Source organism: Bradyrhizobium genomosp. III, from assembly GCF_000261705.1.
GTDB lineage: Bacteria > Pseudomonadota > Alphaproteobacteria > Rhizobiales > Xanthobacteraceae > Bradyrhizobium > Bradyrhizobium ottawaense.
The window spans coordinates 1-15,836 of record NZ_AJQF01000062.1 but is presented as its reverse complement, the minus strand read 5'-3'; the positions used below and the strand labels follow the sequence as shown (position 1 = coordinate 15,836).

General features: G+C 65.2%; 16 protein-coding genes. 4 read left to right on the top strand and 12 right to left on the bottom strand.

Annotated features, from left to right (window positions below; all coding sequences use genetic code 11):
* Positions 1-42 precede the first annotated feature (42 nt).
* The 6 genes from IC66_RS0105930 to IC66_RS0105905 all read right to left on the bottom strand — a co-directional run bounded on the left by IC66_RS0105930 (position 43) and on the right by IC66_RS0105905 (position 6,689).
* Entirely contained in the window at positions 43-1,014 is a 972-nt protein-coding gene (locus IC66_RS0105930) for an ABC transporter ATP-binding protein (RefSeq protein WP_038946998.1), read from the bottom strand.
* Positions 1,011-2,003, bottom strand: a complete 993-nt coding sequence (locus tag IC66_RS0105925; protein WP_028143070.1) for an ABC transporter ATP-binding protein — start codon at positions 2,001-2,003, stop codon at positions 1,011-1,013. The genes IC66_RS0105930 and IC66_RS0105925 overlap by 4 nt, the downstream gene beginning before the upstream one ends.
* On the bottom strand, positions 2,000-2,872 hold the full coding sequence (locus IC66_RS0105920) for an ABC transporter permease (protein ID WP_038946996.1): 873 nt from the start codon (positions 2,870-2,872) through the stop codon (positions 2,000-2,002). Before IC66_RS0105920 ends, IC66_RS0105925 begins: the two co-directional genes overlap by 4 nt.
* Entirely contained in the window at positions 2,859-3,809 is a 951-nt protein-coding gene (locus tag IC66_RS0105915; protein ID WP_038946995.1) for an ABC transporter permease, read from the bottom strand. Before IC66_RS0105915 ends, IC66_RS0105920 begins: the two co-directional genes overlap by 14 nt.
* A 7-nt stretch (positions 3,810-3,816) precedes the next feature.
* Entirely contained in the window at positions 3,817-5,361 is a 1,545-nt protein-coding gene (locus tag IC66_RS0105910) for an ABC transporter substrate-binding protein (RefSeq protein WP_038946994.1), read from the bottom strand.
* A 131-nt stretch (positions 5,362-5,492) separates the two neighbouring features.
* Positions 5,493-6,689, bottom strand: a complete 1,197-nt coding sequence (locus IC66_RS0105905) for a CaiB/BaiF CoA transferase family protein (protein WP_038946993.1) — start codon at positions 6,687-6,689, stop codon at positions 5,493-5,495.
* A 192-nt stretch (positions 6,690-6,881) separates the two neighbouring features.
* On the opposite strand from IC66_RS0105905, the gene glgA reads away from it, so the two are divergent.
* On the top strand, positions 6,882-8,297 hold the full coding sequence (gene glgA, locus IC66_RS0105900) for a glycogen synthase GlgA (RefSeq protein ID WP_038946992.1): 1,416 nt from the start codon (positions 6,882-6,884) through the stop codon (positions 8,295-8,297).
* A gap of 235 nt (positions 8,298-8,532) precedes the next feature.
* Here glgA and IC66_RS0105895 read toward each other — a convergent pair whose 3' ends face one another.
* Both IC66_RS0105895 and IC66_RS0105890 read right to left on the bottom strand, forming a co-directional pair.
* On the bottom strand, positions 8,533-9,477 hold the full coding sequence (locus IC66_RS0105895) for an oxygenase MpaB family protein (RefSeq protein ID WP_038946991.1): 945 nt from the start codon (positions 9,475-9,477) through the stop codon (positions 8,533-8,535).
* Positions 9,478-9,568: 91 nt separating this feature from the next.
* Complete coding sequence (locus tag IC66_RS0105890) at positions 9,569-10,705, bottom strand: DUF3734 domain-containing protein (RefSeq protein WP_028143077.1); 1,137 nt, start codon at positions 10,703-10,705, stop codon at positions 9,569-9,571.
* Positions 10,706-10,906: 201 nt separating this feature from the next.
* Between IC66_RS0105890 and IC66_RS0105885 the strand changes: the two genes are divergently transcribed.
* Positions 10,907-11,788, top strand: a complete 882-nt coding sequence (locus IC66_RS0105885) for a LysR family transcriptional regulator (protein WP_038946990.1) — start codon at positions 10,907-10,909, stop codon at positions 11,786-11,788.
* A 35-nt stretch (positions 11,789-11,823) separates the two neighbouring features.
* Here IC66_RS0105885 and IC66_RS0105880 read toward each other — a convergent pair whose 3' ends face one another.
* Both IC66_RS0105880 and IC66_RS0105875 read right to left on the bottom strand, forming a co-directional pair.
* Positions 11,824-12,540: a peroxiredoxin-like family protein gene (locus IC66_RS0105880; protein WP_038946989.1), complete on the bottom strand. Its 717-nt coding sequence runs from the start codon at positions 12,538-12,540 to the stop codon at positions 11,824-11,826.
* 82 nt (positions 12,541-12,622) lie between these two features.
* On the bottom strand, positions 12,623-12,907 hold the full coding sequence (locus IC66_RS0105875) for a hypothetical protein (protein ID WP_038946988.1): 285 nt from the start codon (positions 12,905-12,907) through the stop codon (positions 12,623-12,625).
* Between the two features lie 237 nt (positions 12,908-13,144).
* Between IC66_RS0105875 and IC66_RS0105870 the strand changes: the two genes are divergently transcribed.
* Together IC66_RS0105870 and IC66_RS0105865 are read left to right on the top strand one after the other, a co-directional pair.
* Positions 13,145-13,627, top strand: a complete 483-nt coding sequence (locus IC66_RS0105870; protein ID WP_038946987.1) for a cupin domain-containing protein — start codon at positions 13,145-13,147, stop codon at positions 13,625-13,627.
* Positions 13,628-13,716: 89 nt separating this feature from the next.
* Positions 13,717-14,919, top strand: a complete 1,203-nt coding sequence (locus IC66_RS0105865) for an MFS transporter (RefSeq protein WP_038946986.1) — start codon at positions 13,717-13,719, stop codon at positions 14,917-14,919.
* On the opposite strand, the gene ccoS is transcribed toward IC66_RS0105865, so the two are convergent.
* Both ccoS and IC66_RS0105855 read right to left on the bottom strand, forming a co-directional pair.
* Positions 14,916-15,083 (bottom strand): cbb3-type cytochrome oxidase assembly protein CcoS, encoded by a 168-nt coding sequence (ccoS, locus tag IC66_RS0105860; protein WP_008138466.1) that lies wholly within the window; start codon positions 15,081-15,083, stop codon positions 14,916-14,918. The genes IC66_RS0105865 and ccoS overlap by 4 nt on opposite strands.
* The coding region (locus IC66_RS0105855; RefSeq protein ID WP_038946985.1) for an HAD-IC family P-type ATPase at positions 15,083-15,836 on the bottom strand (754 nt) is incomplete at its 5' end. The genes IC66_RS0105855 and ccoS, both read right to left, overlap by 1 nt.

The following is a 15,836-nucleotide window of genomic DNA, read 5'->3' as shown; positions in this document are numbered from 1 at the left end:
CACCATGCCATGGCCGGCGAGGCGAGACAAACCGGTCTTAGTTCAGGTCAGCGGATGATGGCAAGCTGCGAACTGGCCAGGCCCGATTTCGCGCAACTCCGGTATCTCCGCGCTGCATCGCTGATCGGCGCGTGGGCAGCGGGTGCGGAAGCGGCAGCCGGACGGCGGCGCAATCGGCGATGGTGGCTCACCCGCCGCCACACTCTCGGCGGGACGCACATCCGGATCGGGCACCGGGATCGCCTGCAACAAGAGCCCGGTGTAGGGATGCGCTGGATTTGCGAACAATTGCTCCGACGGACCGACCTCGCAGAGCCGACCGAGATACATCACCGCGACGCGGTCGCTGACCGCTTTGACCACTGCGAGATCATGCGCGATGAACAACAGCGTCAGGCCGAAGCGTGCTTTCATCTCCTCCAGCAAATTGAGGATCTGTGCGCGGATCGAGACGTCCAGCGCCGAGACCGGCTCGTCGCAGACGATGAATTCCGGATTGAGGACGAGCGACCGCGCGATACAGATGCGCTGGCACTGCCCGCCGGAGAATTCATGCGGCAGGCGGCCCGCGACGAGATCAGGATCGAGCCCGACCGCGCTGAGCACCTCGTGAACCCTGCGCTTGCGCTCGGCGGCATCCTTGACGCCGGCAATGATGAGCGGCTCGGCCACGATGTCGCCGATGCGACGGCGCGGATTGAGCGAGGCGATCGGATCCTGGAAGATCAACTGCACGCGGCGGCGCATCTTGCGCAACGCCTCGCCCTCCATCGCGGTGAGATCTTCGCCGTCGAACAATACCCGGCCGGATTTGGCACGTCGCAATTGCAGCACCGCGCGCCCCAGCGTCGACTTGCCGCAGCCGGATTCTCCGACCAGCCCCAACGTCTCGCCGCGCGCGACCGCAAGGCTGACACCGGACACCGCATGCACCGTCTTGTTGCCGAGACCATATTCGACGACGAGATTGTCGACGTTCAGCAGCGGCTCGGCGCGCGCGGCAAGCTGCATCATGCGCCAACTCCCTCCGCCATCTGGATCGGGTGGAAGCAGGCATAGAGATGATCGGGCATCTCGGCGCTCTTCAGGTCGGGCTTGGCCTCATGACAACGGCTAGCGGCATAGCGGCAGCGAGGCGCGAAGGAGCAGCCCTTTAGCGGTCGTGTCGGATCGGGCGGACGGCCGGAGATCGCGGGCAGCGGGGTATGGGGCGCGGTCTCCAGCTTCGGGATCGCCGCCAGCAACGCTTCGGTGTAGGGCATGTGCATGCGCTTGAACAGCGCCTGGGTCGGGGCGCGCTCCACCACCCTGCCCGCATACATCACGGCGACCTCGTCGGCACGGCCCGCGACCACGCCGAGATCGTGGGTGATGATGATCATCGCCATGTGGCGGCGGCGCTGCTCGCGCGCGAGCAGATCGAGGATCTGTGCCTGGATGGTGACGTCGAGCGCGGTGGTCGGCTCGTCCGCGATCAACAGCTTCGGTTCGCAGGACAACGCGATCGCAATCGCGATGCGCTGGCGCATGCCGCCGGAACATTGATGCGGATATTGCGCGAGCCGCTGCTCAGGCGCCGGGATTCCGACAGCCGCCAGCAGCTCGATGCTGCGCTTCCGTGCTGCGGGGGCATCGAGCTCGAGATGCTCCTGGATCGTCTCCATCAGCTGCGTGCCGATGGTCAGCACCGGGTTTAGCGAGGTCATGGGGTCCTGAAACACGACTGCGAGATCGCGCCCGCGCAAGCGACGCAAGGGTTCCGCATCGAGCCGCACCAGATCCTGGCCGTCGAACATCACGCGGCCCGTGAGCTTTGCTTTTTTCGGTAGCAGCTGAAGCACCGCGCGCGAGAGCATGGTCTTGCCGCAGCCGGACTCGCCGACGATGCCGAGCGTGCAGCCCGCCTCCAGCGACAGGTCGACATGATCCACGGCGCGCAGATTACCGCGCGGCGTCGGTAGCTCGACTGCAACGTCCTCGATGATCAAGAGCGGAGCGCTCACAGCGCCCCCTGACGCGGGTCGGTCAGCGCCCGCAAGGTATCGCCGACCAGATTGAAGGCCAGCACGGTGAGAAACAATCCGGTCGCCGGCAGGAACGCCAGCCGCGGCGCGACGTCGAGGCTGTCGCGCCCTTCGCCGATCATGCTGCCCCAGCTCGCCATCGGCGGCGGAACGCCGAGACCGAGGAAGGACAGCGCCCCCTCGACCACGATGGTGACGGCAACGCCGAGCAGGAAGAAGGCCAGCAGCGGCAGGATCACGTTCGGCAATAGCTCGCGCAGCAGGATGCGCGCATGGCTGGCACCTAACGCCTCGGCCGCGATCACGAATTCCCGCCGCGCCAGCGTCAGCGTCGCGGCCCGCGCCACACGCATGAAGGCGGGAATGCCGAGCACGCCGAGGATCAGGGTGAGGTTGGGGACGGACTGACCGAGATAAGCCGTCACCGCGAGCGCGAAGATCAGCGGCGGAAAGGCGAGCAGCACGTCCATGCTGCCGACCACCAGCGTCTCGAACCGGCCGCGGAAATAACCGGCGAGCAGGCCGAGCGCGCCGCCGAGCGTAAGGCCGATCATCGGCGCGATCAGCCCGACGGTCAACGACACGCGCGCGCCAAAAATCAGGCGGGCGAGCTCGTCGCGGCCGAGCCCGTCGGTGCCGAGCCAGTGCTCGGTGGAGAACGCCGCGCGGCGCTCCAGCATGTCCATGTCTACGGGGTTCTGCAGCGGCAGCACCGGCGCAAGGATCGCGAGCGCAAGGATGATCGCGAGCCAGGCGCTCGCGATCCAGAACAGCAGGCCGAGCCTGCGCTTGCGGCCGACCGGCACGGGCGCCGCCTCGTCCTGCATCGAGAGCTCAAGCGTGGCCATGGCGGATCCTGGGGTCGAGCACGGCGTAGAGCATGTCGACGATGAAATTCACGATGACGAAGCCGCAGGCAACCAGCAGCACGACGCCCTGGAGGATGACGAGGTCGCGGGTGTAGATCGCCCCGACCAGCAGCCGGCCGATGCCGGGCAGCGCAAAGATCGATTCCACGATCAGGGTGCCGCCGAGCAGGCGGCCGATATTGATGCCTGTGACCGTCACCAGCGTCAGCGACGAGGGCTTGAGCGCATGCACGAACAGGATACGCGCGGGCTTGAGACCCTTGGCCTTGGCGAGCGCGATATAATCCTCCTGCAAGGTCGCGATCATGTCGGAGCGCAGCACGCGCATGATTCCCGGCCATTCCGCCAGCGCCAGCGTCAGTGCCGGCAGCACGAAGAAGCGTAAATTCGCCAGCGGCGCCTCGGTGAACGGCACATAGCCCGTCGCCGGCAGCCAGTGCAGCTCGACCGCGAACAGATAGATCAGCAGGATCGCCACCAGGAACGACGGCATCGACAGCATCGCGAACGCGCTGCCGGTCATGAAACGGTCGAACGCGCCGCCGGCACGCGCGGCACAGGCGATCGCAACCGGGACGCCGATCAACAGTCCGATGAACTCGGCCATCAGCATCAGTTGGAGCGAGACCGGAATGCGCTCGGCGACCGCCTGCAACACCGTCTGCCCGGTGCGGAACGAGCGGCCAAGATCGCCCTGCAGGACGTGACCGAGCCAGCTCAGGTAACGCCACCACAGCGGCTGATCGAGCCCCATGTCACGGCGCAGCGCCGCAACATTCTCCGGCGTCGCCTGATCGCCGAGGATGACGAGAGCGAGATCGCCCGGCAGCAGCGAGGCGATCAGGAAGGTCAACAGCGACACGGCGAGCAACACCGGCAGCATGCCAAGCAGCCGCCGAACGACGAAGTTCAGCATCGCGCCATCATTCCAGCCAGGTCGTCGAAACGTCGATCACGCCGTTGTAGATCTTGGGGAAGCCTTTCAGCTTGGCGCTCGACAGCGCGTAATAAGTGTTCTGGAAGGTCCAGAACCAGATTGCCTCCTTGTTGATCAGGCGGCTGATGGCGCAGTAATCCTCGGTGCGTTGGCCGAGGTCGGCGGTGACGCGCGCGTGGTCCAGCAGCTTGTCGAGCTCCGGGTTTGAGTATCCGGCCAATGCCAGCGGGCTGCCGCTGCGGAAATTCGCGTACATCTGCGGGTCGGGATCGGCGAGATCGACGATGCGCCACGGCGTCATCTGGAACTGGCGGGTGAAGGCGCGTGACGGAATGGTCGCCTGATCGACCTGCTCGATCTCCATGTTGGCGCCGGCGCGCTTCCAGAATTGCTGAAGCACCTGGCCGATCATGCGGCCGCGCGGGGTTGCGGTCACCAGCATCTTGAACTCGACCGGCTTGCCGTAATCCTTGATCAGCGCCTTGGCCTTCTCGACATCGAACGGCAGCGCGCCGTCATCCTTGCATTTGACCCAGGAGCCATCGCCATAGGGATTGGTCGCGGGCCGGCTCAGGCCGTTGCTGATCGCCTGCGACATTTTCGGGCGGTCGAGCGCCATCACCAGCGCCTGACGCACGCGGACATCGTCGAACGGCGCGACCTTGGTGTTGAAGGCGTAGACCTGCGCGCCCGAGCCCTTGTAGGTGTGCACCGTGAGCTTGGAGTCCTTCTGCGCCTTCATGATGTTGTCGGCGTCGTTCTCGTCGTCCCAGATGATGTCGGCCTCGCCCGATTGCAGCGAGGCGAAGCGCGACTGCGCATCGGGCAGCGGCTTTAAGATGATGCGGTCGAGATAGGGACGGCCCTTGTCCCAGTAGTTGGGGTTTTTCTCCAGCACCATCCGGTCGCCAGCGGTCCATGATTTCAGGATATAGGGACCGGTACCGACGGGATTGCGATTGTAATCGTCGCCCTTCGTCTTCCAGGCGGTCGGCGACTGAATGACGTTGTTGGAGCTCTGGATGGTGATCACCGCCGGCCAGTTCACCGAGGGATCGGTCAGATTGAAGACAACGGTGGTTTCGTCCGGCGCCAGCACTTCCTTGACGTTGGTGATGTAGAAGGCGCAGCGGCATTTGTTGGCCGGGTCCTTCTGCCGGTCAAAATTCTCCTTGAAAGCCTGCGCATTGAACGGCGTGCCGTCGTGGAATGTCACGCCCTGGCGCAGCTTGAAGGTCCAGCTCTTGTAATCGTCGGAATGAGTCCAGGACATCGCGAGCTTCGGCGCGGCTTCGCCCTTGTCGTCGAGCGTGGTCAGCGTATCAAAGATCGCCGCGGCCGCGGTGAAGGTCGAGGTGTCGTAGACGCCGACCTTGAGCGGATCGAAGCCCGCGATCTCCAGCTCCTGGCCGACGGTGATGCTGCCGCCCGGCTTCTGCGCTTGCACCGGCCCGGCCAGCGGAAGGAGGGCAAATGCCGCAACAAGGAAAATCGGCGCGTGCTTGCGCGCCGCGGCAGCAATGTTCGTCATGGTTCCTCCCGGGATCCCTCGTCCGATGTTTCGGATCGTTGAATGACTGGGGACGAGATTGGCGACAAAAGCTCGCCACGGCAAGAGGAACGCGCGACAGATCACACGCCGCACGTGCGGCGTAATGGTGCTCAGCCTGTCGCGGCAGTTTTGCCTGTCGGAATTGATGCATCATCGGCGAGGCTGATCTCTTCGCGCAGGGCATCCGTATGCTCGCCGAGCACGGCCATCGTCTTGGCCGGCGTGGTATCGGCACCCGACATCCGGAATGGCAGGTTGAGCACCTGAAAGGAGCCGCCCTCGTCCCGCACCTCGGAGAGCGCCTGCCGGTGCGCAAGCTGCGGATCGGCCAGCGCCTCGGACACGGTGCGATAGGCCGAAGCCGGCACGCCGGCAGCCCCTAGCGCTGCGAGACACGCATCGGTCGTGAGCTGCCGCGACCAGGCCTCGACGCCGTCCATCACCTCGGCCCAATTCTCGCGGCGCGCGGCATAGGTCGCAAAGCGCGGATCGGAGATCCATTCGGGGTGACCGATCACGCCCATCAATCCCTGGAACGTCTTCTCGCTGGCGACCGTGATCATGACATAGCCGCTTGCCGTCTCGGTCGGGCCGAACATCGGGCGCGGCGGTGGCTTCACGGCAAATTGTGCGCTCTGCAATTCGGTCAGCGTCAGTGACAGCATCGATTCCAGCATCGACACGTCGATGTGCTGGCCAAGGCCGGTCACGGTCCGCTGATAGAGTGCGGACGCGATCGCCCCGAAGCCGTAGGTGCCGGTGACGACGTCGGCGTGATAGATGCCGCAATAATCAGGGCGATTGCGGCCGGGCTGGTAGGCCAGATGCGCCATATCATAGCCGGAGGCGGCATGGATCACCGGCGCATAGGCCGGCAGCTCGGCCGAGGGGCCGGTCTGGCCGTAGCCCGAGATCGAGCAATAGATCAGCTTCGGGTTGACGGTGCGCAGCCTGTCGTAGTCGAGCCGCAGCCGATGCATCACGCCGGGGCGAAAGTTCTCGACCAGGATGTCTGATGCCGCGGCCAGCCGGCGCACCGCCTCCTTGCCGTCCTCGGACTTGAGGTCGAGCACGACGCTCTTCTTGCCGACATTGAGCTGGCCGAACGCGGTGCTGCACCCCTTGCGCAGCGGCGGCCGGGTCCGCATGGTCTCCCCGCCGTCGGTCTCGATCTTGATGACCTCAGCGCCCATGTCGGCAAGCATCCGCGCGCAGTGAGGACCGGCGATGGTGGTGGAAAAATCCAGGACCCTCAGCCCGGCGAAGGCTTTTGTCGTCGTCCCCTCATGCTTATCTGCTAGCTGCATGCCTGCTCACGTCCTTGGGTCTTAGGAACTCTCGAAGTTCTCTGTTGTTGATGCGGCGACCCTAGAGGGCGGCGGCCGAGTAGGAAAGTGTTTACCGAACCGACACGCCGCGTGGGTGGGCTTTAAGAATTCCCGGACAACTGGACCCGTTCTTGCATAGTAGCGAACGGGATCGACAGAGGGCAGCTGTTCTTGAGGGTCTTGTTCGTCACCACGGAGTTGGACGACTTCGTCCGCGTCGGCGGCCTTGGAGCCGTGTCCGCTGCACTGCCCCGCGCCCTTCGCTCCTTTGCCGATATCCGGATCATGTTGCCCGGCTATCGCGACATCATCGAGCAACTCACGCATATTCAGATCGTTGGACGCTGCCCGGCGCTCGCGGAGATGCCGGCCTGCTCGCTCGGACGGGCCGCAACCAAGGACGGAATGCCGGTCTATGTGCTGTTGTGCTCGCAACTTTACGACCGGCCCGGTAACCCCTATGGCGACGAGTCCGGGCGCGACTGGCCCGACAATGACATCCGCTTCGCGCGCTTTGCCTCTGCCGCCGCTGAGCTGGCCATGGGCAAGCTGGACAAGAATTGGGCAGCTGACCTGATCCATGCCAATGACTGGCAGGCCTCGCTCGTGCCGGCCTATCTCGCCTGGCGCGGCTCCAAGCTGCCGTCGATCCTGACCATTCACAATCTTGCCTATCAGGGCCTCTTTCCGAAGGACTCGCTGCGGCGGATCGGCGCACCGGAGAGCTCTTTCCACATCGACGGTGTCGAGTTCTACGACCAGCTGTCCTTCCTCAAGGCGGGCCTCGTCTACGCCTCGCACCTCACCACCGTCAGCGGCACCTATGCGCGCGAGATCACCACGGCCGAATTCGGCTGCGGCCTGGAGGGCCTGCTCCGCCTGCGCTCGGACGCGTCCGAGCTCACCGGCATCCTCAACGGCATCGACGAGAGCTGGGACCCGCGCTCCTGCGCCCAGCTCGCCCAGCAGTTCGGCGCCGGCGACTGGGTCGGCAAGAGGGCCAATGCGGACTACGTCCGCAAGCAGTTTGGCTTAGCGGTCTCGCGCGGCCCGATGTTCGGCATCGTCGCGCGTCTCGTGCACCAGAAGGGCATCGATCTCGTGCTGTCGGCGGCCGACGAGATCGTCGATGCCGGCGGACAGATCGTGGTCACCGGCTCCGGCGAGCCGGCGCTGGAGCAGGCCTTGATCGACGCGCATCGCCGCCGCCCCGACGCGATCGGAGTTGTGATCGGCTTCAACGATGCCCAGGCCCGCCGCATCTTTGCCGGCAGCGATTTCACCCTGATGCCGTCGCGCTTCGAGCCGTGCGGGCTCAGCCAGATGTACGCCCAGCGCTTCGGCTCGCTGCCAATCGGTCACCAGACCGGCGGCCTTGCCGAAACCATCACCGACGGCGAGACCGGCTTCCTGTTCTCGAGGCCCTCGCGCGAGTCCTTCCTTGGCGGCGTCCGCCGCGCGTTCTCGGCCTTCATGGCGCAGGACCAGCTCGACACCATGCGCCGCAGCGCCATGGGACGGTCCTTCTCCTGGAGCATCTCGGCGGGGACCTACAGCGCGCTCTACCGGAAGCTGGCTTCGGTGTGAGGCAAGCCGCTTCCTCATTCTTCGTCATTGCGAGAAGCCCTTGCGACGAAACAATCCAAAAACCCTCCGCGGTTACAGTCTGGATTGCTTCCGCCTTCGCCAGCTTCGGCGGACAAGTCGCTGCGCTCGCAATGACGGTGTGGAGACAGTTTTGCGCCTCACTTTCCGCTCTCGTTCCCCGGACGCAGCGCAGTGCTCTTGCGGTGCGCTGTGTCCGGGACACCCTGAATAATTCTCAGCGGCGCACATCCATCTGCGGCCGCCCGATCCACGCCCTGTTGAGGCAGCGCGTCATCCAGTCGGGCTGCGGCTCGCCCCGCAAGCGCGCCTGCGCTTCCTGGTAGGGCCCGACATAGCGCAGCCGATCCGGCAATGTCGGATAGATGCGCCGGATCCATCGCAGCGCGTTGTCGGCCGATCTGAGCTCCCGCTCGCCGAGCTCAAACCCGAAGCCGGCGCGCAAGCGTTCCGGCAGCAGGCTCGCCGTGAGCGAGCGATACCATCGTGGCGGCCGCAACCACGGACGCGCGCCGCCAAAAATCTGCGCCGCGATCTCGCGCGCCGCCGGGCTCACGGTCAGCGTGTCCGTCTGCACCATCGCCGCGGTGTAGGACGTAAAGCCCGACCAGTCCGCGGGCAGATCATCCGCCGTCAATCCGAACAATGCACCGAACGTCCGACTCTCGCTCCAGTAGCGCTCGCGCTCCTCCACCGAGAATGGCGACAGAACCAGCTCGTGCGCCATCAGCGCCGTCTCGACCAGCGTCGCATGGACCCAACGCAGCGAGGGGATATCGTTGGCGCAGTAGCGCGAGCCTGCCGCAAAGGGACCGACCGTCTCCGGCATCTCTCCGACGATCATGCTGTGTCGTCGGTGCAGCTGCCGGGAGGACAGCAAGGCACGGTCGAGCGAGCCGAACACCATGGCAAAGACGATGTCAAAGGTGCGATGGAAGCGGCCAATCGGATCGGCCAGGGTTTTCGAATGCTCGGCGATGGCGGCGGCGACCCAGGGATGCGCCAGTTGCAGCAACAACGCGCGGCCGGCACCGAGAAAGATGACCGCCTCCCGGTCGATCCGCCAGGTCAGCGTATCAGGACCGAACACGCCCGCTACCGGCCCCGCCGCGTTGGCGCGGACCAGATCGAGCGTTGCCTCCAGATCTTTCTCAGCGACCAATTGCAAGCCTCGCGACGAACACGGGGCAACAATAGCCTAGACCTAGCCCTCGGGAAATCGCCACTGCGCAAGACAATCACGCGTCAAGCCCTCACTCCGCCGCAATCGGCATCTCCTCCATATGCTCGTGCAGCACCACCCCGGCGAGCGGATCGAATTCGCCGATCCAGGGCTTGCGTGCCAGGACCGATCGCGTGTGAGCGTAACCAGCGTGCCAACGCCGTGTGATCCCCGACGGACTGAAGTCGATATCCTTGGTATGGGTCTCGCGCTCAAGCTGCGGCGCCAGCAGCCGTACCACATGCATGCGGGTCGGACAGCCATAGCTCGTCAACTCTCTCACCGCGGGATCGCTGCGCTCGCTCTCCGGAAGCCGTGCCGCGAGCTGGTTGATGACATGGCGCAGGCGATGGGCCTGCTGCTGGCGCGCAATCTGGCTCGAAATGCGGCTGGAATATTGCACGTCCTTGTGCCGGTTCAGCACCTCCGCGATCGTGTTCGGCTCGGGTCCGACGGGATTCCACAAATGCACGGAGAAGATCAGCGAATCCCTGCGCGGATTGTCGTCGAACACCGCTTCCGTCGGCGTGTTCGACAGGATGCCGCCGTCCCAATAGAGCTCGCCGTCGATGCGCACCGCCGGGAAAGCCGGCGGCAGCGCGCCCGACGCCATTATGTGCTTCACCGTCAGTTCACTGTCGCGGCTGTCGAAATAGCGCATTTCACTGGTGCCGACATGAGCCGCACCGACCGTCAGGCGCGGCGCGCAGCGATTGGCGAGATCGAAATCGACGAGCTCGCTCAGCGTCTTCTCCAGCGGCGCGGTCGAATAATAGCCCGCGTTGTCGGCACCGAGCGGATAGGAATCGCCCGCATGCGCCAGTGGATTGGGCCGGAAGAAGCCGCGAATGCCGCCGGTGACCGTCGACCAATAAGCGAGCCTCTCGTTGAAGTCGGGAAAGGCGCCGCCCAGGGTCCAGACCGGGGCCTGCTCCATCCGCTTCCAGAATTCCTTCAGGCGCGCAAGCCGTTGCTCCGGCACGTTGCCGGCAATCAGGCTCGCATTGATGGCGCCGATCGAGGTGCCGATGACCCAGTCCGGCTCGATGCCGGCCTCGTGCAGCGCCTGGTAGACACCCGCCTGATAGGAGCCAAGCGCACCGCCGCCCTGAAGCACCAGCACGACCTGACCCGGGATATCCGCACCTTTGCCCTTCATGCCGTTCATGGTTCGCTCCTGGTGAGCCTGCACCGGCCGAATTTTCGTCGCACGCGGCGGCATTGTTACCCGCGATCATTTTAAGAGATGGCGGGATCTTTTGAAATGCCAGTTGGCTTCCAAGTCCATACGTCCGTGCTATCGCGCGTGGGATGTCATTTCTGGTTCCGATCGGCTAGATTTGAAGTCGATTTCGCTGGGAGCCGATCCATGGAAATGCACCAGGTCCGCTATTTCCTCGCGGTGGCGCAGCTGCTCAATTTCACGCGCGCGGCCGAGGAGTGCAACGTTACACAGCCCTCGCTGACACGCGCGATCAAGCAACTCGAGGCCGAGCTTGGCGGCGACCTGTTCCGCCGCGAGCGGCCGGCGGCGCAATTGACCGAGCTCGGCCAGCGCATGCATCCGCTCCTGAAGCAGTGTTTTGACGCTGCCGCCGGCGCGCGCTCGCTCGCCTCCTCGTTAAAAAGCGGAGAGGTCGGCGCGTTGCGCGTTGCCTTGACGCATTCGATCGACCTAGCGCTGCTCATTCCGCATCTCAACGAGATCAGACGGCAATTCAACCAGCTCGAATTCCGCTTCCTGCGCGGGACGAGCCGCGAGGTCGTCGAGTTCTTGAAGAAAGGTGAAGCCGAGCTAGGCATCGCCGCCGAGATCGATGAGGCCTGGGAACGGCTCGACGCCTGGCCGCTGTTCACCGAGAGCTTCGAGCTCGTCGTTGGCGACGGACATCGGCTGGCCGGCCGCAGCAGCATCGAACTGGACGATCTGCGCTCGGAGCAACTGTTGAGCCGGACGTTCTGCGAGCATTCGCGCCGCATCTCCGCGAGCCTGCACGAGCACGGCATCGAGCATGGCCACGAGATTTCGAGCGAGCGCGACCTGATCGAGCTGGTCGAGGCCGACATCGGCGTCGCCATGATACCGCACACCTCGCCCCTGCCGCAGACACTGACGCGTGCCGTCGTCGCCGGCCTGGACGCCCGCCGCACCGTCAGCCTTTACGGCGTGGCCGGCCGGCAGCGCACGGCGGTCGCCAGCGCCGTGATGCGCATGCTGCGCGGCGCCGACTGGCGCGAGATCGCGGGGTAGCGAGAACGGTCTTCCTAAGGGGAGAAGCTGAGAACCTAGTTCTCCCTGCCCGCGCTCTCCAGCGCGGCGAGCAGATCGTCGATCTCCATGCGCTTGCGGAAATCGGGATCGACGAAGCGCGCTCTCACGATGCCGTCGCGGCCGACCACGAACACGGCCGGGATCGGCAGCATCCAGCCGTCATTGCCGTGGAATTTCGCCATGTCCTGATAGGACAACAGGCGCTGGATCTCGGCACCGAGCCAGATCGCGAGATTGAGCGACAGCGCATAGCCGTTGTCGAGATCGGTCAGGACCGGAAACGGCGCGCCGGATTCAGCCTTGAGCTGGCGGGTAAATTCCTGCGTCTCCGGCATGACCGCAACGATCTGCGCACCCATGGCCTCGATGCGATCGAACGCCTGGACCACGGCACGGACATTGAGCCGGCAATAGGGACACCAATGGCCGCGGAGGAACATCACGGCGAGCGGGCCGCGCTGCAGCAGCGAAGGCAGCGTGACGAGACGCCCGGCCTCGTCCGGCAGCATGAACGCCGGCATCGCATCGCCCGGGTGAGGCGCGGTCTCGCCACCGCCGTTCCCGCCCAATCTCGCCACCAGGCGATCGACGGCCTCGCCATAGGCCGGAAACACCGCACGGCTGGCGTCGGCATAGGCGCAGAGCTGTTCGTTCAGCGTGCCGTCCATGTCGCGGCAGCGCTGGAAAGCAAGCCTGAGCTGCTCGGCATCGGCTGGCGAGAGAGATGTCATCTTCTGCTCCGGCATTCCCTTCAGCGAATATTAGTTTCCCGGTTCGGCCGCCCGCAAGGGGCGGCCGCGATGCCAGGCCGGCTCAGTTCACGTAGAAATTGCCGGTCGGATCGAGCCGTCCCGAGGTGGAGTACAGCGATCCGTTGCTCATGAAGAAGACGGTGTTGTCGGGCACCTTCTTGGCGTTCTTCATCATCGCCTCGTGGTTCTTCTCGGCCGGAGCCATGGCCATCGCCGACATCTTGCCGGGGCCGCCATAGACATAGGCCATGCCGGCCTTGAAGTCCCAGGCCGCCTCCGAGAAGGCCGAGGTGGCGATGACCGCAAACGCGGCGGTGGCGATCAGGGTCTTGGACAATTTCGGCATTGGGGCTCCTGCGGATTGACGTGAACGCCCGCCAATCGGGCGCCGTGCCATCGGACGCCGGATACGCCGGAAGCGGAAATGCCGTTGCCCAATCGGATCGATAGCCGCCGCGCATCAACATAGCACCGCGCTATCGCATCGAGAGCAAGCCGGCATTTCAGGATCGACGCGATCTCGATGAAGCTCCCGTCATAGCCGCCGACCAGCGGGGTCGCGGCCAACGCAGGAGACCCTTCCATGTCTAGGAGCCACGCCCTGTCGCGTCCGATCTGGCCAGGCCTTGCCATTGCCGGCGCGCTCACGCTCTCGGCGCAGCCGGTCATCGCCGGCGAATGTCCGGCCGGCAAGATCAAACCGAACGCCCAGCAGATGGTCGACTACAAACCCGTCGGCGTTACCGACGTCACCCTTGGGGCGATAGACCTCGGCAAGCAGCCGGCACATCTCGAGGGGCGCGAGCTGCGCTTCCGCAAGCTGACCATCGAGCCTGGGGGCATCGTGCCCTGGCACAGCCACGACGATCGTCCCGCATTGATCTTCGTGCAGCAGGGCGAGATCGTCGAATACGCCTCCAATTGCGTCGATCCGATCGTGCACAAGGCCGGCGACATCCGCCCGGAGGTCTACGGCACCTCGCATTGGTGGAAGAATCTCGGCAAGGAGATCGTCGTTCTCTACGTCGGCGACGTCCGCAAGGATCCCAACGATCGCCACATGTAACGAGCGCATTCCAGCCCCAGCGCACCGTTATGGATGAGGCGCCCGCGATCCCCATGCCGGGCGCCAAATCCTCACAGGACAATCACGCCGTGACCGATCTTTCCGCACCGATCAAACCGGCCGCGATGACGATGGAGGCGCACTCGCCGGGTCTGGCGCTACGCTCGCTCGTGATCGGCCTCACCGCGTTCCTGACCGTCGTCGATCTCTTCGCAACACAGGCGATCCTGCCCTCGCTGACGCGCCATTACGGCGTCACGCCCGCAGCGATGGGCTTTGCCGTCAACGCCAGCACGTTCGGCATGGCCACAGCCAGCCTCGTGGTTGGCTTTCTCAGCCCGCATATCGACCGCCGGACCGGCATCCTGCTCAGCTTGATGCTGCTCGCACTCCCGACCAGCCTGCTGGCGATCGCGCCAAATCTCGCCGTGTTCACCGTCCTGCGCGTCGCACAGGGCCTGTGCATGGCCTCCGCCTTCGCGCTCACCCTCGCCTATCTCGGCGAGCAATGCAGCGCGATGGACGCCGGCGGCGCCTTTGCCGCCTACATCACCGGCAATGTCGCGAGCAATCTCGTCGGCCGGGTGATCTCGGCCGCCGTTGCAGACGGCCTGGGCCTTGCCTGGAACTTCTATCTGTTCGCAGCTCTCAATCTGGCCGGCGCGGTGCTGGTCTACTTCACGATTCGACGCCTGCAGCCGATGCATGCGATGATGCCGACTGCTTCGCCGCTCAAAGCCACCATCGCGCATTGGCGCAATCCGCGATTGCGCGCGGCCTACGGCATCGGCTTCTGCATCCTGTTCGCCTTCATCGGTACCTTCACCTTCGTCAATTTCGTTCTGGTCCGACCGCCGCTGTCGCTCGGCATGATGGATCTTGGCCTTGTCTATCTGGTGTTCCTGCCCTCGGTCGTCACGACCTTGCTGGCTGGGCGGGTTGCCTCACGCATCGGAGCGCCCCCGACGATCTGGGGCTCGCTCGCCGTTGCCGGCATCGGCCTGCCGCTGATGCTGACTGCGCGGCTGCCTGAAGTTCTCACCGGAATGGTGCTCGTCGCGGTCGGAACCTTCTTTGCACAGGCGGCGGCCACCGGCTTCGTAGGGAAGACGGCGACCGAGAACCGTGGGGTCGCCAGCGGCACCTATCTTGCGTGCTATTTCTGTGGAGGGCTCGTCGGCACGGCCGTTCTCGGCCGACTGTTCGATGCATTCGGCTGGCACGCTTGCGTGACGGGCGTGGGCATAGCCCTTGCGGCCGCTGGCCTGCTCGCGCTGAACTTGAAGCGCTAGCGCTTGACTGGGGCTTCCTGCGGCGGCTCGTCATCGGCGATGGCGCGCCAGGCGGCACCATCGAGATCGTCGTACTGGCCGCTCCGGAGCGACCAGAGAAAGGCGACGAGACCGGCGCCGCCGAGCATCAACGCCAGCGGGACCAGGATGACCAGAATCTCCATTACGCGATCTCCCGCGAGGTGCTGCGCGCCCGCAGCGAATTCAGCATGACCAGGATCGAGGATCCGCTCATGGCCGCAGCCGCGATCAGGGGCGTCACGACGCCACTGATCGCAACCGGCACCGCGAGCACATTGTAGCCAATCGCAAGCCAGAGGTTTTGCCGCATCAAATGCAGCGCCTTGCGCGATGCGTCGATGGCCGCAACCACCGGAGCCAGCGGCCGGCCGAGGAAGACGAGATCGGCGGTGGCCTGGCTCAGATGCGCGGCCGAGATCGGCGACATCGAGACATGGGCTGCCGCGAGCGAAGGCGCGTCGTTCATGCCGTCGCCCACCATCAGCACCTTGGCGCCGCGCTGCTTCAGTTCCTCGATCCGCGCGATCTTGTCGGCCGGCGTGACGCCGGCGCGCCATTCGGGGATTTCGAGCGCGTGAGCCGCGGCCTTCACCGCCGGCTCGCGGTCGCCGGAGAGAATCTCGATGCCGATATTGCGCGCCTTCAGCGCCGCGATCACAGCCTGCGCGTCCGGACGGAGGCCCTGGCGGACCGAGAGCACGAACCTCTCGCTGCCCTTGCTGAACGCGACGATGGAGGCTTCGGGATCGACGACGGTGCTGCCAACCAGCGCCTCCGCGCCGCAGAAGGAGGGTCGGCCAAGGCGAAGCTCGACGCCGTCCACGGTCGCACGGACGCCCTGCCCGGCCTCTTCCACCGCACCGACAACAGGCGATTTGGCGGCGGCGGCCTGCGCC

What these genes read in the sequence shown, in the direction of transcription:
- IC66_RS0105930 (WP_038946998.1), bottom strand. Translation starts at nt 1,014, where the DNA reads ATGATGCAGCTTGCCGCGCGCGCCGAGCCGCTGCTGAACGTCGACAAT.
- IC66_RS0105920 (WP_038946996.1), bottom strand. Translation starts at nt 2,872, where the DNA reads ATGGCCACGCTTGAGCTCTCGATGCAGGACGAGGCGGCGCCCGTGCCG.
- IC66_RS0105915 (WP_038946995.1), bottom strand. Translation starts at nt 3,809, where the DNA reads ATGCTGAACTTCGTCGTTCGGCGGCTGCTTGGCATGCTGCCGGTGTTG.
- IC66_RS0105910 (WP_038946994.1), bottom strand. Translation starts at nt 5,361, where the DNA reads ATGACGAACATTGCTGCCGCGGCGCGCAAGCACGCGCCGATTTTCCTT.
- IC66_RS0105905 (WP_038946993.1), bottom strand. Translation starts at nt 6,689, where the DNA reads ATGCAGCTAGCAGATAAGCATGAGGGGACGACGACAAAAGCCTTCGCC.
- IC66_RS0105890 (WP_028143077.1), bottom strand. Translation starts at nt 10,705, where the DNA reads ATGAACGGCATGAAGGGCAAAGGTGCGGATATCCCGGGTCAGGTCGTG.
- IC66_RS0105885 (WP_038946990.1), top strand. Translation starts at nt 10,907, where the DNA reads ATGGAAATGCACCAGGTCCGCTATTTCCTCGCGGTGGCGCAGCTGCTC.
- IC66_RS0105880 (WP_038946989.1), bottom strand. Translation starts at nt 12,540, where the DNA reads ATGACATCTCTCTCGCCAGCCGATGCCGAGCAGCTCAGGCTTGCTTTC.
- IC66_RS0105875 (WP_038946988.1), bottom strand. Translation starts at nt 12,907, where the DNA reads ATGCCGAAATTGTCCAAGACCCTGATCGCCACCGCCGCGTTTGCGGTC.
- IC66_RS0105870 (WP_038946987.1), top strand. Translation starts at nt 13,145, where the DNA reads ATGTCTAGGAGCCACGCCCTGTCGCGTCCGATCTGGCCAGGCCTTGCC.
- ccoS (WP_008138466.1), bottom strand. Translation starts at nt 15,083, where the DNA reads ATGGAGATTCTGGTCATCCTGGTCCCGCTGGCGTTGATGCTCGGCGGC.